The organism is Bradyrhizobium sp. Mp27, assembly GCF_029953005.1.
Lineage (GTDB): Bacteria > Pseudomonadota > Alphaproteobacteria > Rhizobiales > Xanthobacteraceae > Bradyrhizobium > Bradyrhizobium barranii.
The window spans coordinates 1-20,769 of the sequence record NZ_JASAUS010000090.1; the positions used below are offsets into that span (position 1 = coordinate 1).

General features: G+C 61.7%; 21 protein-coding genes and 3 pseudogenes. 14 read left to right on the plus strand and 10 right to left on the minus strand.

From position 1 onward, the window contains the following. Positions 1–156, plus strand: a pseudogene (locus QJT78_RS53235) (IS21-like element helper ATPase IstB); the annotation flags it as partial. A gap of 495 nt (positions 157–651) precedes the next feature. Here the strand turns inward: QJT78_RS53235 and QJT78_RS33040 are convergent. Both QJT78_RS33040 and QJT78_RS33045 read right to left on the minus strand, forming a co-directional pair. Then, on the minus strand, positions 652–816 hold the full coding sequence (locus tag QJT78_RS33040; RefSeq protein WP_155257918.1) for a hypothetical protein: 165 nt from the start codon (positions 814–816) through the stop codon (positions 652–654). 202 nt (positions 817–1,018) lie between these two features. Next, positions 1,019–1,246, minus strand: a pseudogene (locus QJT78_RS33045) (hypothetical protein); the annotation flags it as partial. A 440-nt stretch (positions 1,247–1,686) separates the two neighbouring features. Between QJT78_RS33045 and QJT78_RS33050 the strand changes: the two are divergent. Then, positions 1,687–2,253 carry a cytochrome b gene (locus QJT78_RS33050; RefSeq protein WP_028151341.1) on the plus strand — a complete coding sequence of 189 codons (567 nt, stop codon included), beginning with the start codon at positions 1,687–1,689 and terminating at the stop codon, positions 2,251–2,253. 64 nt (positions 2,254–2,317) lie between these two features. Further along, a complete protein-coding gene (locus tag QJT78_RS33055; protein ID WP_038944212.1) occupies positions 2,318–2,806 on the plus strand; it encodes a CDP-archaeol synthase in 489 nt (162 codons plus the stop codon). On the opposite strand, the gene QJT78_RS33060 is transcribed toward QJT78_RS33055, so the two are convergent. The 3 genes from QJT78_RS33060 to QJT78_RS33070 all read right to left on the minus strand — a co-directional run bounded on the left by QJT78_RS33060 (position 2,787) and on the right by QJT78_RS33070 (position 5,565). Continuing rightward, positions 2,787–3,752 carry a metallophosphoesterase gene (locus QJT78_RS33060; protein ID WP_028151339.1) on the minus strand — a complete coding sequence of 322 codons (966 nt, stop codon included), beginning with the start codon at positions 3,750–3,752 and terminating at the stop codon, positions 2,787–2,789. The genes QJT78_RS33055 and QJT78_RS33060 overlap by 20 nt on opposite strands. Positions 3,753–3,964: 212 nt before the next feature. Further along, positions 3,965–4,351, minus strand: coding sequence for a DUF302 domain-containing protein (locus QJT78_RS33065; RefSeq protein WP_028151338.1), 387 nt, complete (start codon positions 4,349–4,351; stop codon positions 3,965–3,967). 158 nt (positions 4,352–4,509) lie between these two features. After that, positions 4,510–5,565: an AI-2E family transporter gene (locus QJT78_RS33070; protein ID WP_063629868.1), complete on the minus strand. Its 1,056-nt coding sequence runs from the start codon at positions 5,563–5,565 to the stop codon at positions 4,510–4,512. Positions 5,566–6,129: 564 nt separating this feature from the next. Between QJT78_RS33070 and QJT78_RS33075 the strand changes: the two genes are divergently transcribed. Together QJT78_RS33075 and QJT78_RS33080 are read left to right on the plus strand one after the other, a co-directional pair. Continuing rightward, positions 6,130–6,966, plus strand: a complete 837-nt coding sequence (locus QJT78_RS33075) for a universal stress protein (RefSeq protein WP_038944209.1) — start codon at positions 6,130–6,132, stop codon at positions 6,964–6,966. A gap of 288 nt (positions 6,967–7,254) precedes the next feature. After that, positions 7,255–7,950, plus strand: a complete 696-nt coding sequence (locus QJT78_RS33080) for a Spy/CpxP family protein refolding chaperone (RefSeq protein ID WP_049807817.1) — start codon at positions 7,255–7,257, stop codon at positions 7,948–7,950. Between the two features lie 34 nt (positions 7,951–7,984). On the opposite strand, the pseudogene QJT78_RS33085 reads toward QJT78_RS33080, so the two are convergent. After that, positions 7,985–8,357, minus strand: a pseudogene (locus QJT78_RS33085) (DUF305 domain-containing protein); the annotation flags it as partial. A gap of 61 nt (positions 8,358–8,418) precedes the next feature. Here QJT78_RS33085 and QJT78_RS33090 point away from each other — a divergent pair. Genes QJT78_RS33090 through QJT78_RS33110 form a run of 5 tightly spaced genes read left to right on the plus strand, consistent with a single transcriptional unit; the run spans position 8,419 to position 13,711 of the window. Next, positions 8,419–8,673, plus strand: coding sequence for a DUF2933 domain-containing protein (locus QJT78_RS33090; RefSeq protein WP_038944207.1), 255 nt, complete (start codon positions 8,419–8,421; stop codon positions 8,671–8,673). Beyond that, positions 8,673–9,347: an isoprenylcysteine carboxylmethyltransferase family protein gene (locus QJT78_RS33095; RefSeq protein ID WP_038944206.1), complete on the plus strand. Its 675-nt coding sequence runs from the start codon at positions 8,673–8,675 to the stop codon at positions 9,345–9,347. The genes QJT78_RS33090 and QJT78_RS33095 overlap by 1 nt, the downstream gene beginning before the upstream one ends. 47 nt (positions 9,348–9,394) lie before the next feature. Beyond that, entirely contained in the window at positions 9,395–10,102 is a 708-nt protein-coding gene (locus tag QJT78_RS33100; RefSeq protein ID WP_028151334.1) for an ABC transporter ATP-binding protein, read from the plus strand. Positions 10,103–10,106: 4 nt separating this feature from the next. Further along, complete coding sequence (locus QJT78_RS33105; protein WP_038944205.1) at positions 10,107–12,470, plus strand: FtsX-like permease family protein; 2,364 nt, start codon at positions 10,107–10,109, stop codon at positions 12,468–12,470. Positions 12,471–12,472: 2 nt separating this feature from the next. Continuing rightward, positions 12,473–13,711, plus strand: a complete 1,239-nt coding sequence (locus tag QJT78_RS33110; protein ID WP_028151332.1) for an HlyD family efflux transporter periplasmic adaptor subunit — start codon at positions 12,473–12,475, stop codon at positions 13,709–13,711. A 242-nt stretch (positions 13,712–13,953) separates the two neighbouring features. Here the strand turns inward: QJT78_RS33110 and QJT78_RS33115 are convergent, their stop codons facing one another. From QJT78_RS33115 to QJT78_RS33125, 3 genes are all read right to left on the minus strand, one after another. Continuing rightward, positions 13,954–14,235: a hypothetical protein gene (locus QJT78_RS33115; RefSeq protein ID WP_028151331.1), complete on the minus strand. Its 282-nt coding sequence runs from the start codon at positions 14,233–14,235 to the stop codon at positions 13,954–13,956. A 560-nt stretch (positions 14,236–14,795) separates the two neighbouring features. Next, entirely contained in the window at positions 14,796–15,107 is a 312-nt protein-coding gene (locus QJT78_RS33120; protein ID WP_028151330.1) for a hypothetical protein, read from the minus strand. A gap of 97 nt (positions 15,108–15,204) precedes the next feature. After that, complete coding sequence (locus QJT78_RS33125; protein ID WP_038944204.1) at positions 15,205–15,768, minus strand: hemerythrin domain-containing protein; 564 nt, start codon at positions 15,766–15,768, stop codon at positions 15,205–15,207. A 630-nt stretch (positions 15,769–16,398) separates the two neighbouring features. Here QJT78_RS33125 and QJT78_RS33130 point away from each other — a divergent pair. Then, positions 16,399–17,103, plus strand: a complete 705-nt coding sequence (locus QJT78_RS33130) for a hypothetical protein (RefSeq protein WP_225004633.1) — start codon at positions 16,399–16,401, stop codon at positions 17,101–17,103. Between the two features lie 96 nt (positions 17,104–17,199). Here QJT78_RS33130 and QJT78_RS33135 read toward each other — a convergent pair whose 3' ends face one another. Beyond that, on the minus strand, positions 17,200–17,652 hold the full coding sequence (locus tag QJT78_RS33135; RefSeq protein ID WP_028151327.1) for a pyridoxamine 5'-phosphate oxidase family protein: 453 nt from the start codon (positions 17,650–17,652) through the stop codon (positions 17,200–17,202). Between the two features lie 208 nt (positions 17,653–17,860). Between QJT78_RS33135 and QJT78_RS33140 the strand changes: the two genes are divergently transcribed. Genes QJT78_RS33140 through QJT78_RS33150 form a run of 3 tightly spaced genes read left to right on the plus strand, consistent with a single transcriptional unit; the run spans position 17,861 to position 20,754 of the window. After that, entirely contained in the window at positions 17,861–18,085 is a 225-nt protein-coding gene (locus tag QJT78_RS33140) for a hypothetical protein (RefSeq protein WP_155257917.1), read from the plus strand. Positions 18,086–18,111: 26 nt separating this feature from the next. Then, a complete protein-coding gene (locus QJT78_RS33145; protein ID WP_080586705.1) occupies positions 18,112–18,453 on the plus strand; it encodes a c-type cytochrome in 342 nt (113 codons plus the stop codon). A gap of 15 nt (positions 18,454–18,468) precedes the next feature. Continuing rightward, a complete protein-coding gene (locus QJT78_RS33150; protein ID WP_028151326.1) occupies positions 18,469–20,754 on the plus strand; it encodes a heavy metal translocating P-type ATPase in 2,286 nt (761 codons plus the stop codon). The last annotated feature ends 15 nt before the right edge of the window (positions 20,755–20,769 follow it).

Sequence of the window (20,769 nt, forward strand, 5' to 3'; positions counted from 1 at the left end):
CGATTCAAAAGCCGCGACGATGTTCAAACAACCCGCGCTCGCGCCGTCTCCGCAACCCCGACCAGCTCCGACGACCCGAGCGCTACCAGCAGAGCACGCCGATCAAAGGGGGCCCTTTTGGAGGCCGATAGGGGGTCCCAGTCAAACGCCGATTGACACCTGCGGCCGGCATTGCCGGTCTCGCCGATATAGGCCGTCGCATGATCCGCAAGGATGTAGCAGGCCGGCACAGCGGCGAGGGTGAGCGAGATGTCTTTCACCATCGCGAACGGGAAGACCGAGACGGTGAGGCGGCCGACGTCGTCGTGGACCTCCCGAAGGCCGGCGATGCCACCCATCGGGCGGTGGACGTTGCTGGTGCAGGCGGGCTGCGCAGAGTGGTTGTTGAAAAAGAAGGACATTGTATATCTCTCTGGGTTGAGAGATCGCGGGACCAACGTCGTTGAAGTGGACCGGACCTTTGAGCCGTCGCTCCTGCACCGCGGATATCCGCAGTAAAAGGTGTTCGGCATATCGGCTCTTCGATTTGCGCCTTCAGCTGCGGTGAGAGCAGATGCACTACATCTGCAAGCTCGGCCGGAGCGTGGGACGAAAACCGATCAGTCCATGTGACGCATCTGCGTCACACGACGTAGGGCCTTGCGATCTGGCTTAGCCGTTGAACAGCTGGGTGATGAGGGCGGTCGGGTCGGTCGCCATGGCCACCGGATTGTCGGTGGGCGCACAGCCGACGTCGGTCAAATTGGACCGGGCCTGAAACACCAGAGAGGAAGAGGGCAGAGGCGCCGAATCGGCGCTATAGTCCAGGTTAGCCATGATCGATTTCCTTACAATCGGTTGTGGTTAGGCTGCCGTTCGGTGTTCGAGACCGGGCGGCAGCCGCTTCGTAAATATGCTCGTACGTGCGGCGAGATACTAGTGCTACCGCGACGGAATGGTTAATGCGGTGTCGGTATTCGCCAGCTACCTGTAGCCGATACGACGGCTCGCCCGCTTGATCAGGAACGTACGAGATCTGCTACGAGCAGGAGGGAGCTGGAAGCGCCCTAACGCGGCCTGATGGAAACGAACGTAACCACTCGTGACTGGAATTATCGAGGACCTCGGGTGGTGTCCCGCTCTCGATGATCCGGCCCTTGTCCAGAAACCATACGGTGTCCGCGACCTCGCGGGTAAAGCCGACCTCGTGCGTGACGACCATCATCCTCATGCCATCTTGCGCAAGCGACTTCATCACCCGCAGCACCAATGTGGTGGATGAAGACGAACCAGAGCGCTAGCCCGCGACAGTCGTCGAGCCGCAAGCCACGATTTTTGCCAGGACGGGGCGGTATCTGTGGTCTCCTTGGAGCCTTTGTCAGAGCAATCTGCAAGATTCAGGATGAACACGTCGCATGACCCTGCTGCAGAGGGGAGCCTGTCCGCAATCACGACTGCGGCTATATGGCCGGACGGGTTTTGATCTAGAGCAAGTGGCAGTCGCCCCACGTCGTGCAGCATGTGTGTTTGCCGGGTTTTGTATCGTCCTCTCAGGCTGAGAAGCCGCCGCTTGTGGTCAGTTGGGCAGGCGGGCATGTTTATGGGTGTGCCGATTGTTAGATTGGACACCGGCCTGCGCTCGACCTGCTTGATTCACGTCAACCAATTTGGCCCGCGTTTAGTCTATTGTGATTAGGAGGCTTTGATATGCAGCTACTCAATTCAGACAAGAACTACGGCGCTATTGCGCAGACCCTGCACTGGTTGACGGTCATTCTTGTCATTCTTGCTTGGGCGCTTGGCATTTTTGGCGATGTTTTGCCGAAGGGCGAACCCCGTCAGATCGGCGTTGGCATCCATGTTGCGGCCGGGATCGCAATTCTCGTCCTGCTTGTGGCCCGCGTGATCTGGCGAGCGGTCAATCCACCGCCTGTATCGGAAGCGACCGAATTTGGGGTCTGGCTTGGGAAGTGGGGCGATCCTGCCGCCGCGATCGCGCACTATACTCTTTACGCGTTGCTCGTCGCAGTGCCAGCCGCCGGGATTGTGCTTCAGTTCGCGCGTGGTGATGCATTGCCATTGTTCGGTCTTGCCGCCATTTCGTCACCTTGGCTCAAGGATGCGGCCTTTGCTCACGATGTGAAGGAAGTGCACGAAGTTCTGGCGCATGCGCTGGTGGTCATCGCAGCGTTTCACGCGATCGCCGCGCTCATTCATCATTGGGTATTTCAGGACCGAACCCTCATCCGGATGTTGCCTCACTCCAAAGATTGAGACGTCTTACGATTCGCAGACGTGTCTGCCTGCTCATATCTCGGTGCTGCCCGCGAGATGCTCGATGGCCGCGATGCCAATTTTCTATTCGATTGTTCTGCTGACGCTCGCGAACGGGTCGCCGGTCGTGGCCAAGAAGCTCTTCGGTTCTCGCTTCGCGCTCGCGCTGGACGGAGGGCTTCTGCTCTTCGACCGCCGACCGGTATTCGGGGCCTCGAAGACCATTCGCGGCATCGTTGCGTCAATCGCCGTGACCGCGGTCGGCGGGATCCTCCTTGGACTCGGTTACGAGTTGGGAGCTCTCGTGGCCATCGTCGCAATGGTGGGAGACTTGTTTTCCAGCTTCTTGAAGCGGCGCATGAATATGCCGCCAAGCAGCCAGGCGTTGGGCTTGGACCAGGTTCCGGAATCGCTGTTTCCACTTCTGGCTTGCCAGGAAAGCCTCGGGCTGAGCTACGCTGACATGTTCGTGGTTGTCCTGATGTTCTTTGTCGGCGAGCTCGCGATTTCCCGCGTGTTGTACGTGTTGCGCATCAGGGATCAGCCCTATTGAAGCGGTAGGCGGGTCGACACAATCGATGCAGCGTAATTTCCGGCGGGCAGTTGAAGCGGACGGCCACGACGCTCGATCCTGCGCCCACGGAGGTGTAGCCGACCATGTCGTGATAGCGCCAGGCGCCGGCTCCCAACCGACGCGGCAGCACCGAATCGAGCGTGATGGGGATCGAACCCGGAAGGCAGATCTGCCCTCCGTGCGTGTGTCCGCTCAATAGCACATCAAAGCCGGCATGCGCCGCTTGTCGGTAGATCTCCGGCGTGTGGGACAGCAGGATTGAGAATGCTCCGTCGGGGATTTCCGATCCGACCTTCTCGATGTTGTCGACCCTGAAATAGTGCGCATCGTCGATCCCCGCGACGAATATCTCCTGATCGCCGCGTGAGATCGTCGTGCATTCGTTCTGGAGCATGCGTATGCCCATCGCCTCCAGACCGGGCAGCATTCTGATGGTGTCGTGATTGCCGAGTACCCCGAGAATGGGTTGCTTGAGGTTGGCAGTCACCCGTGCCATGCCTTCCAGCGCAGTGTCGAACGCTCCGAAAGTCTTGCCACGATAGTCGCCGGTCAGGACGCATAAATCATAGCTCAGGCCTGAGATCAGTTCGACCAGGCGCCGCATGGCGCGCTGGCTCATATCTACGTGCGTATCGCTGATGTGAAGAATCGTGAAGCCGTCGAACAACGCCGGCACATTTGCGCATTCGATATTATTGTATTTCACGGTAACGCGCGCGGCGTTTTGGCGCCCGCGCCAATAGAGCCCGGACAGCTTCAGAACGTTTCGTATCAACGAATGAACGGAGTACCAGTTCTCGATATGAAAGAAGTTGAGGCCCTGGCCGAAGATCTGGGCTTCATGATCAGTTTCGATTCCAAGCCGCTGCCGCGCGTGGATCCGCCCTAGGCGCTGCTCCAATTTCGAAAGCAGTTCATCTTCCACTCGGTGCGCCTTTTGGTTGACGGCAGTCAATCCCTTGTGAGACGAGGGGGGTGTAGAGTTCGCCCCGCGAAGCCGTCTTGCCGCCGACTAGGCCGACGTCGCTCAAACCGATTTCAAGGAACGCTCTGATACGAGGACATGGAGGAGCTGTTCATGGGACGGCTTTTTCCGCTTGAGGTAGGTCAAGCCCTCCAACGGCTTGGGAGGGCTTCCTACAAGCTGTCGATGACCTTCCGTAGCAGCGTCTGGACATGCTGGGCTGATGCTTTGAGCTCCGGATTGTCGATTGCCTGCATCGACGCGACGGGATCAATGGCCGCGATCTCGGTGCGATCTTGAGCGATCTCCTGCACCACGACATTGCACGGCAGCATCGTGCCGACCTTGTCCTCGAGTTGCAGGGCCTCGTAAGCGAGCTTCGGATTGCATGCTCCGAGGATACGATAGTTTCGAAACTCGGTTCCAAGCTTTTCCTTGAACGTTCGTTTGACGTCGATTTCCGTGATAATGCCGAAGCCCCCCTGCTTGAGCGCTTCTGTTGCGCGCTGCGACGCTACTTCGAAGCTGGCGGGCAGGGTTCTGCTGAAATAGTAGGCCATTTTGGGAATTCCTCCTCGCCAACCGCATGGACCTGATCGCTGCCTGGATATCAATCGTCTCGGGGACGCGACGTCGAGATGTGTAGGACCTTAACTGGCTATGTGCGCCATCTCGTTGAGATCCATCAACAGAGATCCGGGTTCCGCGTATCCCGCCGCTATGGCGTGACGCCCATCGCGGTTGCCGCCCGGTCGCGCCGGATTTGCAGCAGGGTCAAGGTGAGGGCAAGCAGCAATGGACCGAGCACCACACCCGGTGTCCCCATGAACACCAGTCCGCCAACGACGGCGATGAAAGACAGCATCGTGTCCATCCGAAGCCTGCTGCCGACCAGGATCGGGTACACGATGTTGTCGATGAAACCGACGACGAAAGTCCCCCACACCGCTAGAATGATTGCGGATGTGTAGGCGCCGCTCAACGCGAGATAGACGGCGGCCGGTGCCCAGATGACGAAGGCGCCGAGAAACGGAACGATAGCCAGAAGGGCCATCAATACGCCCCAGAACACCGGAGCGGGCAGGCCCAGCCACCAGAACATCAGGCCTCCCAGACCGCCCTGCAGCGCCGCGACGGCGACGGTACCGAAGACGGTTGCGAAGATGGTATCGGCAAAGCGCCCGGCGATCAGCGCAAATTCCGGCTCCGAAAGCGGCAGATGGAGCCGCGCGGCCTCCGCAATCGCCTCGCGGTCGCGCAAGAGATAAAACAGAAAATAGAAGGTGAGCAGAAAGTTGGCCATTCCGGAAAAGGACGCGCGGAGCACGGAGCCGCTCCACGTCGCGAGCGCGGAAGTCGCCGTTCGCATCAGATCCGGAAAATCCACCTTGTCATGGACCCACTGCAGCGCTGGGGCAAGCCAGCGATGCTCGTCCATGAGACGCGTCCAGTCATCGACGTCGAACATCGGCACGACAATCGCTCCACTGCGGACGGCCTCGTTGAGCAAGGTGCCTGCCACCAGGATGGCAGGAACGACCACGATAAAGGCGGTTACTATGACCGTGATCAATGCCGAAAGGTTGCGAGACTTGACGCAGCTGCTCACAGTGCGGTCGAATGGTGTGAACAGGACCGCGATCGTCGTCGACCAGACGAGCGCTCCCAGGAATGGCGCCGCCATGACGGCAGAGATGACAACTCCTAGCACGATGGCGACCGCGAGAGGGACCGAAGCCGGTGCTCGATCGGGAGATTTTGGGCCTGAAAGCATTGATCGGGTCTGCCTCAATTTTCCATCGAATGCGCTATCGCGAGACGAGCGCGTTACCGATCATCAGGATGCATGCGGCGAGGCGTGGACATGACCATCCTCTCCGGCACTGACGGGATAGTGGCGAGTTCGGCATAGGAGGCGGCCGTGAGAGCCATGAGCGCGGCCGCCAATGCGAATCCGCAAGACGAGTACATCTGCGCGTGATCAGCGACCGCGCCGATTAGGACGTAGATCCCGGCTCCTACGGTCGCTCCGGTGCCGTAGAGAACGAGCAGGGGCAGTCCAATACGCCGCCGTAGGCGTGCCGGAGGTGCGTTCGGATATTCCGGCACAGCTTCCACTTTTAGCCATTTTACGAGGAGCGACTGACGACCGAAGCTTATCGGGCAATCCTAGGTACGGCCGGTTGATTTGCGTCAACTCGGCGGACCCGAGGTGGTGGTGTGGGCCGGCGATCAGAAATTTGATGGCAGGGGCCGGACCGGAGACGTTCTGACCTAGATCAATCGACCCAGACCCGGCGTTGGTATCGTGTCAAGATTGCAATTTCGGAGACACGCGATGGCCATCAGGGACGTTCTGCTCATCTTGACCAGCTATCCCGAACCGACGCCGGTTTCGGTCATCGACCGCGCCGTACCGCTGATATCACCATTTGCCGCGCACATCGCGGCGATCTCTTGTGAAGTCCATGTGCAGATACCCGGGACTTTCCTGTCAGGGGTCGGCAATGTCGGATCAATCGTGGCCGGCGAGGCCCACAAGAGCAGGAAAAATGCGCAGGACCTGCTGGCGACGTTTGAAGCGGCCTCCACGAAATCAGGGCTGCTGCACGAGATCATTCTCGAGCGTTGCCTGACGTCCGAGGTCCCGGACCTCCTGGTAGACTATGCTCGGCTGCGTGATCTCACCATCGTGCCGGTGCCGGAATCCTACGACCAATGGTACGCTGAAGCGATCATCTTCGGTTCGGGAAGACCGACGCTGGTGCTGCCGGAGGCCACCGCCTCAAAGGAGGCCGAGCTTAATAGAGTGATCGTTGCGTGGGATTTCAGCCGCGCGGCAGCACGTGCCGTCTCCGATGCGATCCCGATCCTGGAGAAGGCGCGAGAGGTGTTTATTCTCACGGTGACCAATGAGAAGGCGATTTCGAGCCGGCGCTCGTCGTCCGAACTTGCGAAGAATCTCTCGCGTCATGGCATCGATGTGGTCGTCGAGGAGGTCGACGCCGCAGGACGGGCCATCGGCGATGTCCTCGCGTCTCAGATAGCTTCCCGCAGGGCGGATCTGCTCGTCATGGGGGCGTATGGTCATAGCCGCTTACGAGAGTTCATATTGGGAGGCGCGACCCGCAGCATTCTCACGAGGCCGCCAATCCCCGTGCTGTTGTCGCACTGAACCGATCAGTGATTGGCCAAGCTACTGAAGGGTGCCTGTAAGTTTCCTGAACATCCCGGCGGCCTGGACAGCCCGACGTCCGGCGAAGCTCCTCTCCGTCTTGGCGAACGGAGATCGGAGGGGCGCGTCGAGAGCATGGCGGCCCGTCGACAGCCTCATCGCGGAGATGGACAAGGCCGCTCAGTCAACGGATGCGTGGCACCGACGAAACTGCGAAATTGACGTGCGTCAACCGACCGCCCCCGGAACCAGTCAAACTCGCCTGGCCACAACCGTCAGGAGCTTGCCATGCGCGCATTGACCCTCGCCGCCGCGCTACTCGTCTCGGCCATCGGGTATTCTGCCTGGGCCCAATCGGACGCCGAGCACCAAGGTCACCATCCCGACCAGAAGGAGCAACAGAAGCAGCTTGAGCCCAAGGCGGCTCCGCCCGACAAGGCCGGCTCTCAGCGCATGCCGGGTGCGGGAATGATGGGCGGCGGCACGATGGACATGATGGGCGCCAACATGCCGATGTCGGACATGATGCGGATGATGGGCATGATGCGGCAGTCCGGCGGCGACGGAATGGGCGGCATGGAGACCATCGATCGCGTCGAGGGCCGGATCGCTTTTCTCCGGACCGAGCTCAAGATCACCGAAGCGCAGACCTCCGCCTGGAACGCGTTCGCCGACGCTTTGCGGACCAATGCCAAGACGCTCGGAGGGATGCGCGGTTCGATGATGATGCCGCAACAGGGCACCGGATCACCGGACCTCGTCGAGAAGCTGTCGCTCCAGGAAAAATGGCTCGCGGCGCGCCTCGATGGCACCCGTGCGATAAAGTCGGCGCTCTCCAACCTGGCCGGAACGTTTTCCGAGGAGCAGAAAAAGACCGCGGACGAACTGCTCGCGCCGCACATGGGCATGATGCCGATGATGTCGGCGATGCGGGGCGGCGCTACGACGGGCATGGGGATGCCGACCGGCAAGTCGCCGAAGTAGCCTCGGTCGAAGGCGAGGGTGGCTTCGCCGTTCCTCATTTCGCCGGCCGAGCAGGTAGGTCCTTGGCGCCATCAGGCGTCGGCTTGGATTCGAGTTCGGCGATCAGTCGCTTCATCTCGCCGATCTCCCGGACCTGGGCTTCGATGATTCCGTCCGCGAGCTTGCGCACCCTCGGATCCTTGATGTGGGCCCGTTCGCTCGTCATGACGGCGATCGAGTGGTGCGGAATCATGGCCTCCATGTAGGAGACGTCACCCACCGTCTCCTGGCTCCGCACCAGGCACAGCGACCCGGCGAACGCGACGGCGGCCGCCAGCACGATGGCCGCGTTCGTCCTCGACTTCTTGTACATGCTCCACATGAAGCCCGAGCATGATGACGGCCATCACGGCTCCCATCATGGTTGATCTGCCTCAACAATGATGGCGGCGGCAGCGCTAAGCTTCCAGCAGCCATAGGAGCGTGCCGATGTTGGTGCAGAACCATTCCGGATATCGAGAGCGCCCTCAGGAGGGCATGTCTACCAAAGCCAAAGGCGGCTTGGTCCTGATAGGTTTCCTGGTCATCGCCGGCGCGCTTCTGTTCACCGAGCATAGGGCTCATGTGCTCGGACTCCTGGTCTGGCTGCCGCTCATCGCCTGTCCGCTGATGCACTTCTTCATGCACGGGGGACACGGGCACCATGACGGCGGGGGCCGGCTGAACGATTCAAGGAGCGCGTGATGCACGACACGGCGCCTGCCTACGGCCTGTGGAGCCTCGTCATCGTCAATTCGGCGGTGTTCATCCTCTTCGTGTACAGCTTCTTCAAGCCGCAGACATCCCGCGACTGGCGCTCGTTCGGGGCTTTTAGCGCCTTTCTGGTTGCGCTGTTCGTCGAAATGTACGGCTTCCCGCTCACCATCTACTTACTTTCCGGCTGGCTTCAATCGCACTATCCCAACGTCGACTGGTTCTCGCATGACGCGGGCCACCTGCTTGAGATGATGTTCGGCTGGAAGACCAATCCCCATGCCGGACCGTTTCACATCCTGAGCTTCATCTTCATCGGCGCAGGCTTCGTCCTGATCTCCGCCGCGTGGAGGGTGCTGTACGATGCGCAGCAGACCCGCAGCCTTGCGACCACAGGCCCCTACAGCTACGTCCGGCACCCGCAGTACGTCGGCTTCATTCTGGTGATGTTTGGTTTCCTGTTGCAGTGGCCGACGATTCTCACGCTGGCGATGTTCCCGGTGCTGACGATCATGTACGTCAAGCTGGCGCGTGACGAGGAGCGCGAGGCCCTGACCGAGTTCGGCGAGGCCTACGCGAGGTATGCGGCCGAAGTCCCTGCGTTCATTCCCCATCCAAGCCGGCTGTTCGGACAGGGCTCTTCGGGCGGCTATCGTCACGGCTGACTTTCGCTGGAGATGCCGTCGAACGGCCGTGGCTCGAAAGGACGTCGATGAGCGAGCTCGTTTTCACGGCAAAGCAGCTAACCAAGACCTATGTCTCCGGCGAGGTGACGGTCCATGCTCTCAATGAAGTCGATCTCGAAATCGCCGAGAAGGAAGTGGTCGTGCTACTCGGACCGTCCGGCAGCGGCAAGACAACGCTACTCAACATCATGGGCGGTCTCGACCGACCGACGAGCGGCAGGCTGTTCTTCCGCGACCTGGACCTGACGGACCTCGGGGACCGCGAGCTCACGAAGTACCGCCGCGACCACGTCGGCTTCGTCTTCCAATTCTACAATCTGGTGCCGAGCCTTACCGCCTACGAGAACGTCGCGCTGGTCACCGAAGTCGCCAAGAACCCGATGCGGCCCCCCGACGCGCTCGCGCTGGTTGGACTCGAAGAGCGAATGCACCACTTTCCCGCGCAGCTATCCGGCGGCGAGCAGCAGCGCGTCGCCATCGCCCGCGCGATCGCGAAGCGCCCGGCGGTGCTGCTCTGCGACGAGCCGACCGGCGCGCTCGACTCGAAAACCGGCATTCGCGTCATCGAGGCGCTGCTTGGCGTCAACCGGCAGCTCGGCACGACCACCGTCATCATCACGCACAATGCCAGCATCCAGGATGTCGCCGACAGGGTGCTGTTCTTCGCCGACGGCCGGATCGTCCGCGTCCGGACGAACGAGGTCCGCCGGGAAGCGGCCGAACTCGTCTGGTGATGTCATGAGAGCGCTCGACATCAAGCTGTTTCGGGACGTCAGGCGGCTCTGGGCGCAGGTCCTCGCCGTCGCGCTGGTCGTCGGCGGCGGGGTTGCGACGCTGGTGCTCGCCGTCGGATCGCATCGCTCCTTGGAAGAGACACGGATCGCGTACTACGAACGTTACGGCTTCGGCGATGTGTTCGCCCAGGCGAAGCGGGCACCCAAGGCGCTCGCCGACAGGATAGGCGAGATTCCGGGCGTCGCCGCCGTCGACACGCGCATCGCCAAGCAGGCGTTGCTCAACATCCCAAGCTTCTCCGAGCCGGCCAGCGGGCAGTTCGTTTCGCTGCCCGACAGCGGCGAGCCGCATCTCAACCGTCTCTACGTGCGTTCCGGACGGCCTCCGGAGCCGGGGCGGACTGAGGAGGTCGTCGTTAACGAGCCGTTCGCCCGTGCTCACGGCTTCTCGGAAGGGGCGCGGTTCTCGGCCATCCTGAACGGCAAAAAGCGCGAACTCGTCATCGTCGGCACCGCGCTGTCACCCGAGTTCGTCTACACGGTCGGACCGGGCGACCTGATGCCGGATGATCGCCGCTACGCGATCGTCTGGATGTCGGAGAAGGCGCTCGCCGGCGTCTACGATCTCGACGGTGCCTTCTCGGCGGTGTCGGTCAAGCTGCAGCCGGGCGCCTCCGAGCGCGAGGTGATCTCGCGCCTCGACGCCCTGCTCGACCCCTATGGCGGGCAGGCGGCCCATGGCCGGAAGGACCAGACCTCGCACGCCTGGCTCGATCATGAGCTCGACATGCTCAACAACATGAGCCGCACGCTGCCGCCGATATTCCTTCTGGTCGCCGCCTTCCTGGTCAATCTCACCCTGACCCGGCTGGTCGCGCTCGAGCGCGAGCAGATCGGGCTCCTGAAGGCGCTGGGCTACGCCGACAGGACCATCGTGCTGCACTACTTCAAGTTCGTGGCGCTGATCGTCGTGATCGGAGTCATCCTGGGCGGCGTCGCCGGCACGTGGCTGGGCTTGCGCGTCACGGCGCTGTTCGGCGACTTCTTCCACTTCCCGTTCCTGGTGTTCGCGAAGGCGCCGGACCTGTACGTCACCGCCGGCGCGCTCAGCGCGGCCGCCGCCGCGATCGGCGCGCTGCGGGCGCTGCGCGAGGTGGTCAAGCTGCCGCCCGCCGTCGCGATGCAACCGCCGGCTCCTCCGGTGTACCGACGGCTGCTCCCGGCGAGCATCCAGCTCGACCAGGTCGTGTCGCAGCCGACGCTGATGATGATCCGCAACATCGCGCGCCATCCGGTCCGGGCGGCCTTCACGGCGCTTGGGATGGCGCTTGCGACCGCGATCCTGGTTGTCTCGCTGTTCACGCGCGACACCATGGAGCAACTGATCGACGTGACCTACTTCCTCGCCGACCGGCAGGACGCGACCATCGGTTTCGCCGAGAAGCGGATCGAGAACGTCGTGCAGCAGGTGAATCGGCTGCCGGGCGTGCTGACGGCCGAGCCGTTTCGTGAGGTGCCTGTCCGGATCCGCCATGGCAACGTCGAACGCAGGATCACCATCAGCGGCCGGCCCACTGACGCCGATCTGAGGCGCATCATCGATGCTGATCTTCGGCCAGTCGCGCTCCCCGGGACAGGCCTCGCCATCTCCGCCATGCTCGGGCACATCCTCGGGGTGGGGGCCGGGGACACGGTCGAGGTCGACCTGCTGGAGGGCGCCCGTCGCACGGTCAGCATGCCGATCGTGGCGACCGTCGAGGACTATTTCGGCATCAGGGGGATGATGGATATCAAGGCGCTCGGCAAGTTGATGCGCGAGGCGCCCGTCGTGAACAGCGTGAACCTCAGCCTCGACGAGAACCGCAAGGAGGACTTCTACGCGGCGGTGAAGTCCATGCCGACGGTCGGAGGCGTGGCGCTGCAGCGCGTCTCGCTGGCGAACTTCCGCAAGACCGTCGCACTCCTCGTCACCACGATGGCAAGCATCTATACCGGCCTCGCCGCCGTGATCGCGTTCGGCGTCGTCTACAACAACGCCCGCATCTCGCTGTCCGAACGGGCGCGGGAATTGGCCAGCCTTCGCGTGCTCGGCTTCACGCGCGGCGAGGTGCTGCGCATCCTGCTGCTCGAGCTCGCGATCCTGACCCTGATCGCGCAGCCGCCCGGGTGGCTGATGGGCTATGGGCTCGCTTGGGTCATGAAGACGAACCTCGCCGGCGAACTGATGCGCGTCCGCCTCGTCGTCGAGCATTCGACCTACGTGGTCGCCACCTCCGTCGTGGTACTGGCGGCCATCGCTTCCGCTGCGGTCATCCGCCAGCGCATCGACAACCTGGACCTCGTCGCGGTCCTCAAGACGCGAGACTAGCCATGCCGGCAAAGTGGACCAAACGCATGATCGGCGCCGCGGCCCTGGCCGCGATAGCGGGAGGGCTGGCCTGGTTCGCCTGGCCCCGGCCCGTTCTGGTTGACCTTGCGACCGTCGCGAAGGGGCCCATCGAAGTCACGGCGGACGACGACGGCAAGACCCACGTCCGCCACGTCTACACCGTCTCGGCGCCGATCGCCGGAAAAGTGCTGAGGATTTCGCATCCGCTCGGCGAACAGGGCCCTTCGCTCCACGTCGGCGACGAGGTCGTGGCCAACCAGACCGTCATCGCCCTGATGCAGCCGACTCTGCCGGGCTTCATCGACGTGCGCTCGCGCGACCAGCTTCAGGCGGAGGTCCTCGCGGCGGATGCCGCCATCCAGCAGCAGGAGGCCGAGGTGAGGCGGATCGAAGCCGCGCTGGACTTCTCGCGGACCGAATTCCAACGGGCGCAGACGCTGCTGCGGACGCAGTCGACCTCGGCTCAGGCCTTCGACAAGGCGAAATTCGAGGTGGCGACGAGCGAGGCCAATTTGGCGAGCGCCAAGGCCCAGGTCGAGATGCGTCGCGCGGTGCGGACCAGCCTGGCCGCCCGGCTCATCGATCCCGCCAGCACGAATCCATCAGCGGAGCCGACCTGCTGCGTCCGGGTGCTCGCGCCGGCGAGCGGACGTGTCCTGAAGATCATCCAGGACAGCGAGGCGACGGTCCTGCCCGGCGCGCCCCTTGTCGACATCGGCAACCCTCTCGATCTGGAGGTCGTGGCCGACCTGCTCTCGACCGACGCGGTGCAGATCAAGGCCGGCGCGCCGGTCTGGATCGACGGCTGGGGCGGGGCGCCGATCACGGGAAAGGTGGTGCGTGTGGATCCCGCCGGCTTCCTCAAGATCTCGGCGCTCGGCATCGAGGAACAGCGGGTACGTGTGACCATCGACTTCAGTGACCCGCCGCAGGCTTGGTCGCAACTGGGACACGACTACCGTGTGGTCGTCCACGTGACCACTTGGAGCGCTCAGGGCGTCGTGGCTGTGCCGGTAAGCGCCCTATTCCGACAGGCTGATCAATGGGCCGTTTTTGCCGATGAGAACGGCCGTGCGCGGGCCAAGCCAGTCCAGATTGGTCACCGCAACAATCGGTTCGCCGAGGTGATGTCTGGATTGACTGAGGGGGATCAGGTCGTCGTACATCCGAGCGACCGAATTGCCGACGGAAGCAGGATTGCGCAGCGAGGCGTACCATAAGTAGACGTGCCTCAGACCTTCAAATTGCAGTAGCATGCAGCGATATAGCGTTCCTCGGCGCCATCGTGCACGCAGAACGCCGCATCCGGTCCAGTGGCCGTCGCTGTTCGCACCACTATGCCGAGCGCGTCCAATCCTGCAGCCATTCGCCGAGAGAGCGATCTTGAGACTGGTCTGGCTGCGCTCGCTTTTGGCGACCTGAACGAGCGGTGGCTCCGCGGCAGCACCTGCTCCGCGCACGGCTAGTCGAGCGGATCGTGCCGATCGCACTCCGGGCACCGACCGTCCTCGGCGGTGCCGAGCTGACGGCCGAACTCTTCCCTGAGAGCGTCCGATGGCCAGGCCTCACCATCGCTCCTAACGATTCGTTTGGCGCGTTCGAAGGCATGGCTCTCGGCGGCATCGTCACCCACGCGGATGACCACCTCCTCATGGAAAGGGCAGACCATCGTGGCCCGGGTGGTCTCGAGTGCATAACGCACGACTGCAGCGAGGTCGTCCGTGTGAAGGTTGGCGGACATCATACGGTTCTCCTGCTCGAGTGCCCCCGATTGCACCCTTTTGTTAGTCGGCAGACGGGCCTCGCCTGCCACAGCCGGTTGCCCCGGCTTGCACCGCCCGGATGCAAGTCAGCCCCGGCTTCCAGAAGGAGCGCCGCGGCCGATTTCCACTTTCGTTCAGTTCAGGGCTTCGGCGGTCCAACCGGCAGGGCCGCCCGTAGTGCTACCGAACGGGCCGACGGAGCTGCTCTAGGAGCCGACCCATGGTCGCGGTCGAAGATCCAAGGAGTCCGAGGCTCCGCAACCGTAACGGCACCGGCGCGCGCGAATGCCATTCGGTGCAATTTAAGTATAGGCTCGAGCCGGCGGTTAGCCTTGACCTGCCTCAAGCCACGATGAGGACGGCAGGGCCGCGCAAACAAGATCGTCCTTGCGTAGCCGGCGGACAGAAACACGAACTGTGCTGCCAAGTCGAAAGAGGGAACGCCTTGCAAATAGCTTCCTCTTCTGGAGCTCGGTCGCGAGGTCCCTGATCAACTCAACGCGCAGCATACCTCAACCACGCCGATGCGTTTCGGCTTTTCTTACTTGAGTGAGCGGATGTACTCGGCCAAATCCGATATTTCTGATCGCTGGAGCGACAGGCTTGGCATATTGGGGTGCGGCTTGAGCAGCAGGAACGCGAGTTTGTTCTGATCGAACTCGGGCATTCGCGCGATTTGGCTGAATGGCGGCGCATGGTCGATGGCACTCGTCTGGCCGGACTCGACGACATGACAGATTGAGCACCAGCGTTTTGCGATGTCCTTGCCGTGTTGGGGATCGGCCACCGCGGATTGCGCCAGAATCGCGAACACGAGCAATACCAAGAAGGAGGATTTGAGTGCTTCGGACATAGTAGGTCTTTTACGTTTCGGCTAGATGGCTTATCAGCCCTTCTGCATTTGGTCGGCGTATTCGCTATTAGGAGCCTTATGGCCAGAGAAAACGCGGCTACTTTCGTTCGGCTTCAGCCTCTTGCTCCAGCCGCAGAATATGTGCGCGTAGCGCATCGAACCGCTCTTCGGCAACATCGCTGAACAGCGGATCCTTAAGACCGGTTTCCGCCGAGGCGATCTCGGTCCAATCCTGTGGCTTGAGTGCATTAAGCGCAGCGGGAAAGAAATCGCGATCTTCCATCATCACGTGACGGCGCTCGTGCGCGATAAAATCGCGAACGATGATATCCACATTTTCACGAAGGATTTCCCGATCTGCGAGTACGTTGTCGACCGCCCGAGCGACGCGGCCTAAAAGCTGGGCCCCTTTCTGGTGTTCGCGAGCCAGATCACCGACCTTCGCAGCAGCAGCTGGATCGCGTGTTTTTAGCTTGGCAAAGACGCGGTCTTCCTGGGGATGGTGATAAACTTCCGGGTAGACTTCGAAATAGCTAATCACCGCGCGAATGACCTCGTAGTCGGGACGTTCTCCGCGGTCGAACACCTCGAGTTCCCGCTCGAGGATGGCGAGCAGCGTTTCGATATTGCGATGCTCTTGGGATAGGCGTTCGATGATCATGGCAACACCCCACTGAGTGAACCGTTTTGAAGAATGATCCTCTGGCCCGTATCTGCTTTGCGACAGATCAAATCTGGTCAGATTTAGCATGCAGCCACGCGCTGAAATGAGCTTTGCCCGGGCAGGCTCGGCGACCAGCCGCACGCCATCAGGAGACCGTACACGAAGCCGGGATCGATTGTTTTGGATTAGGTGCTTCTAAATAGAAGTCATGTGGTCGAGGACTGCGCCTCTACGTCAGCTGCCGGAGAGCGAGCAAATCGTTGATCTAGATCATTTCGCCATACTGCCAACATCGCATGCTGCGCACCGGACATGAGGGAGGTTCCATATGGCACCGGTCTCAGCACTACACAACGAAAAATGCCCTCGCTGTGGTTCCGGGTTAGTGCACCTCGAGTGGCACGAACGCATTACTGCTCAGGAAGCCCAAGAGCTCTGGCGCTGCTGGAATTGTAAAAGCGAATTTGTCACCGCTGTCGAGTCGGACGGGACGGAGTCGTCAGCTGCCGACATCACCCAACCATTCTTTACGAACCTGCTTGTCTGATCAAATAGGCCCGATCCGCTCCACAGGGATGCTATCGTGCCCCATCCATTTCAAGCGCTGCCATGAAGTTACGGACTCTGATGATCGCCGCGATTGCTGCGATGCTTCCGCCATTCAATGCGGGAGCACAGGTGAATTTGCCTGCCGGCAGCACGTCAACCCAACTATCCGACCTCATGATCGCGCTGCAATTCCAACACATCAAGTTGTGGTTTGCCGGAAAGTTCAGCAACTGGGATTTGGCGAATTATGAGCTTCGACAGATCCAGATAAATTTGCGGAGGGCAATGCCGTCTCCCTCCGAAAGCTTGCGATCATCCCAAGCCACCGAACAGCTGCAAGCTCTGGATCGCGCCATCCAACAGAAAGATGGTGCAGCTTTCGCCAAGGCTTATTCGGATATCACGAACGGATGCAACGCCTGCCACCGGGCCAGCGGATTCGGTTCGATCACCATCCAGGTGCCGGCCAACTCGCCGTTCAGCGATCAGCTGTTCGCGGATCAGATCGCGCAGGGGCGCGCGCTCGCCCACGGGGCCTGCGGCCTCTGTCACGTCATCTCGGATTCTTCAATGGAGACGCCGGCCTTTCGTTTCCCCGCGCCAAGCTTCAGCGAAATTGCCAGCCGCCCATCTTTTTCAGCCAACGATCTCCGACAACTATTGACGTCAAACCACCGTCGCGTGGGCCCGAACCAGGCAATGCTCAAGCCAAAGCTCGTCGAATACCAGATTGACGCGATCGTGGCGTTCTTCGAGACCTTGCAAGCCGACCGGGCTCGCTAAGACCTCAGCTTACGGTCACGGTTTGGGCCGATCTGCCTTCTAATCCTGAGGCTTTAGGCTAAGGATAAAGTTCGAGAGAGCATCGGTCGCAGCTCTTTAGCACGCGATAAGGTCGGTATGTCCAAATCCCCTTGAGTAGTCCAGCAGCGAGACGATCGTGGGTGTCAGGCGAAAGACGCAGACCTCGGATGTTTTCGGCATGGGGAGATCGAGGCCTTTCTGGTTCGGATATCGCGAGATCAAGAGCCGCAAGGCTTTTTCGAATTCGGCGGGATCCGTCACAAGCTTCGCACGTGCCGCCATCGATAGACCCGCGATGTCCATCACCTGGGCGGGATCGTCGTCCACCGTTAGCGAGACCCGATCGTCCCTCGCAAGGTTGGCGGCCTTCTGGCTGTCCGCTCCGCAAAGAAAGTAGATGACGAGTCCATCGTTGGCGTAGCCGACGGTGGTCACCTGGGGCCAGCCGTCAGGTCGTACCGTAGCGATCCTCGTGGTCCGGTGCTGATTCAAAAGCCGAAGGATGTTCCGCCTGAACTTTTCGTCCATTGGTCGCCTCTGATTTAGACCAGTTTAGCTCCCGAGCCGCGGGCGCGTTTTGAGGCAGGTCAAGTATCAATGAAGCCGGCCGCCAAGTCTGGGCGCAGTCGGCCTATTCATACGCCTGAGGGCAATTGTGCCAATGCTCCCGGAGGAGGCGCTGCTATTTGGCGGGTACGTTTGTCGCTATAGCGGACCCATCCACCGAGCTGACTCGTTGAGCTGCATCAAGCTGGCTTTTAACAGCGGTGACATCGTGCGAGTAGGGAGGGCTGCTCTGATGCGCCGAGTTGCCCTGAAGGCTCTATTTACGGCCTTGGCTTTTAGAAGAGTCGAGAAGGAGCGAGTCGATTGGGATCGAAATATTTTGATCTTCTCGACGGCGGTGACCGTCGGGTTGGTTGCGCTCTATGTTTACGGCAAGACAACCTCGCGCTGGTGAACTGTTTCGCGGGAACGACTGCGACGATGCGATGCTTACTGATACTTTCGACAATAGTTCTCTGGTCGAGCACCGGCGCCCGCGCGCTCGACGAGGAACAGCAACATGGTAAAGAGTTGCTACAAAGAATGTGCGCACGCTGTCACTCTGTTGGCAGGACCGGGGCAAGTCCTAACAGGCAAGCGCCGCCCTTTCGCAGCTTTAGCGAAACCAAGCTCTACGATAGCGACTTCCTGGAGCGACTGCAGGAGGGCTACAGCAGCATTCATCCCTCGATGCCGACCTTCCGCTTCAACAGGGAAGATGCGATAGCAGCTCTGAACTACATGAAATCAATTCAGGAACCACCTAAACCGGGACGCAAGTAGCTGCGGAATGAGACCATGTCGTTTGAGCGGGTTCTGCGATGGGCCCTGGTTGCGATCGCAATCGCGGGATTGACCGCGGGTATTCTTGCGCGAGCCGCGGGTCGGCCTGATCTGGCCGGCCTCGCATGGGCAATCGGCACGGCGCCCGTGATAGGAGGACTGGCGGTCTCGATCGTCAGGGATCTACTGAGCGGTCGCCTTGGTGTGGACGCTATTGCGCTGTTGTCCATGAGCGCGGCGTTGGCCCTTGGCCAACCGCTTGCAGGGGCCGTGGTCGCGTTGATGTATTCCGGCGGCAACGTGCTGGAAGACATCGCGGTCGCTCGCGCGGAGCGCGACCTGCGGTCGCTGGTGGATCGTGCTCCGCGCCAGGCCCATCGCAAGAGCGGCGAACGGATTGAAGATGTTCCGGTTGATGCAATATCGGTCGGCGAAGGACTCCTGGTCCGGGCCGGTGAGATCATTCCGGTCGACGGAATCGTAGGCTCGGCTTTGGCCACCATCGACGAGTCCGCCGTTACTGGCGAACCAATCCCGGTCGAAAAAGCGCGTGGGAGTGCCGTTCTGTCAGGTTCGCTGAACGCGGGTGAGACTTTCGAATTGACCGTGACTGCGCCGGCCGGCGAGAGCACCTACGCTGGCATCGTGCGTATGGTGACGGCGGCGCAGACGGCAAAGGCTCCCTTTGTACGGATGGCCGATCGCTATGCTCTGATCCTTCTACCGGTGACGCTCGTCATCGCCTTCGTGGCGTGGCGCATCTCGGGAGATCTGACCCGCAGTCTCGCCGTGCTGGTGGCGGCGACGCCTTGCCCGCTGATCTTGGCTGCGCCGGTCGCTTTCATTGCCGGCGTCGCGCAAGCGGCGCGCCGCGGCATCCTGGCCAAGGGCAGTGGGGCGCTGGAGGCGCTGGCGCGCGCGCATACGGTGCTGTTCGATAAAACGGGCACCCTGACCGTCGGAGGGGCGCGGTTGCTTTCGATCGAGGTTGCACCGGGAGGGGACCCGGATGAGGTTCTCAGGCTCGGGGCATCGCTTGAGCAGGCTTCGCATCACGTGCTTGCCAAGACCGTGGTGGCGGCGGCCGTCGAGCGCGGCCTCGAGCTGAAAGCACCCGAACAGGTCAAGGAGGCGATGGGCTCCGGTATGAGCGGCCTGATCGATGGACAGCAGGTCATGGCCGGCGCGCGACAGATGTTACCCTCGAATTCAGAGCTGTCGCCGTGGGAGCTGCGAGCAATTCGGCGCGCCTCGTGGCGCTCGGCGTTGATCGTCTTTGTCGCCGTGGATGGGCGTACAATCGGTGCGTTGCTTCTGGCGGACGAGCTGCGCGCCGATACGCCGCGGGCTATCCGGCTGCTGCGCGATGCGGGCGTCGCGCGCATGGTGATGGTCACCGGCGATCGCGCCGCGGCGGCGCAGGCCATCGGTGCGGCACTCGACCTCGATGCCGTGCTGGCCGATCGCGTCCCTTCCGACAAAGTCGAGGCGGTGCGGGGCGAGCAACGGCTGCGTCCGACCATCATGGTCGGCGATGGTATCAACGACGCCCCGGCGCTGGCCGTAGCCGACGTCGGGGTCGCGCTCGGGGCGCGGGGCGCCAGCGCTTCGTCTGAGGCGGCCGATGTGGTGATCCTGGCTGACCGCCTCGACCGCGTGGGCGAGGCGATCCTCATTGCGCAGCGGGCGCGGCGGATTGCCCTGCAAAGTATTGTCGTCGGCATGGGGTTGTCGCTCGTCGCGATGGTCGCTGCCACTCTGGGTTGGCTCGCCCCGGTGCCGGCGGCGATTACGCAGGAGGTGATCGATGTCGCCGTTATTCTGAACGCGCTACGCGCGCTCACTCCGGCCCTCGGCGCTGGTGGCCGTCGCATCACCCCGGAGCAGGGGCTGACATTGCGTCACGATCATCAGACCTTGTTGAGGGACCTGGACCGGCTGCGCAAAATCGTCGATGCCCTGGACGACGTGACGCCCGAATTGGCCGGGACGTTGATCGGGGAGGCCCAGCGGCTGGTTCAGAGCAGCGTCGTGAAACACGAGCGCGACGACGAAGACAGCGTCTATCCGAAGCTTGCGCAGGTGCTGCGCGAGCGCCATGGCCTCTCAGCCATGAGCCGCGCCCATCGGGAGATATTGCATCTTGCCCGGCTGCTCAGCCGAATCGTCGAGGACATGCCCTCGGAGAAAATCGACCGCTATATCGTGCGAGATGCGCAACGGGTGATCGAGGCCATCGAGACGCTAGTGCGCATGCACACGGCTCAGGAAGAGGACATCTACGAAGCCGTGGCGGCTTAGGCCCGGCTTAGCGAC

What these genes read in the sequence shown, in the direction of transcription:
- QJT78_RS33040 (WP_155257918.1), bottom strand. Translation starts at nt 816, where the DNA reads ATGGCTAACCTGGACTATAGCGCCGATTCGGCGCCTCTGCCCTCTTCC.
- QJT78_RS33050 (WP_028151341.1), top strand. Translation starts at nt 1,687, where the DNA reads ATGCAGCTACTCAATTCAGACAAGAACTACGGCGCTATTGCGCAGACC.
- QJT78_RS33055 (WP_038944212.1), top strand. Translation starts at nt 2,318, where the DNA reads ATGGCCGCGATGCCAATTTTCTATTCGATTGTTCTGCTGACGCTCGCG.
- QJT78_RS33065 (WP_028151338.1), bottom strand. Translation starts at nt 4,351, where the DNA reads ATGGCCTACTATTTCAGCAGAACCCTGCCCGCCAGCTTCGAAGTAGCG.
- QJT78_RS33070 (WP_063629868.1), bottom strand. Translation starts at nt 5,565, where the DNA reads ATGCTTTCAGGCCCAAAATCTCCCGATCGAGCACCGGCTTCGGTCCCT.
- QJT78_RS33075 (WP_038944209.1), top strand. Translation starts at nt 6,130, where the DNA reads ATGGCCATCAGGGACGTTCTGCTCATCTTGACCAGCTATCCCGAACCG.
- QJT78_RS33080 (WP_049807817.1), top strand. Translation starts at nt 7,255, where the DNA reads ATGCGCGCATTGACCCTCGCCGCCGCGCTACTCGTCTCGGCCATCGGG.
- QJT78_RS33090 (WP_038944207.1), top strand. Translation starts at nt 8,419, where the DNA reads ATGTTGGTGCAGAACCATTCCGGATATCGAGAGCGCCCTCAGGAGGGC.
- QJT78_RS33095 (WP_038944206.1), top strand. Translation starts at nt 8,673, where the DNA reads ATGCACGACACGGCGCCTGCCTACGGCCTGTGGAGCCTCGTCATCGTC.
- QJT78_RS33100 (WP_028151334.1), top strand. Translation starts at nt 9,395, where the DNA reads ATGAGCGAGCTCGTTTTCACGGCAAAGCAGCTAACCAAGACCTATGTC.
- QJT78_RS33105 (WP_038944205.1), top strand. Translation starts at nt 10,107, where the DNA reads ATGAGAGCGCTCGACATCAAGCTGTTTCGGGACGTCAGGCGGCTCTGG.
- QJT78_RS33110 (WP_028151332.1), top strand. Translation starts at nt 12,473, where the DNA reads ATGCCGGCAAAGTGGACCAAACGCATGATCGGCGCCGCGGCCCTGGCC.
- QJT78_RS33115 (WP_028151331.1), bottom strand. Translation starts at nt 14,235, where the DNA reads ATGATGTCCGCCAACCTTCACACGGACGACCTCGCTGCAGTCGTGCGT.
- QJT78_RS33120 (WP_028151330.1), bottom strand. Translation starts at nt 15,107, where the DNA reads ATGTCCGAAGCACTCAAATCCTCCTTCTTGGTATTGCTCGTGTTCGCG.
- QJT78_RS33125 (WP_038944204.1), bottom strand. Translation starts at nt 15,768, where the DNA reads ATGATCATCGAACGCCTATCCCAAGAGCATCGCAATATCGAAACGCTG.
- QJT78_RS33130 (WP_225004633.1), top strand. Translation starts at nt 16,399, where the DNA reads ATGATCGCCGCGATTGCTGCGATGCTTCCGCCATTCAATGCGGGAGCA.
- QJT78_RS33135 (WP_028151327.1), bottom strand. Translation starts at nt 17,652, where the DNA reads ATGGACGAAAAGTTCAGGCGGAACATCCTTCGGCTTTTGAATCAGCAC.
- QJT78_RS33145 (WP_080586705.1), top strand. Translation starts at nt 18,112, where the DNA reads ATGCGATGCTTACTGATACTTTCGACAATAGTTCTCTGGTCGAGCACC.
- QJT78_RS33150 (WP_028151326.1), top strand. Translation starts at nt 18,469, where the DNA reads ATGTCGTTTGAGCGGGTTCTGCGATGGGCCCTGGTTGCGATCGCAATC.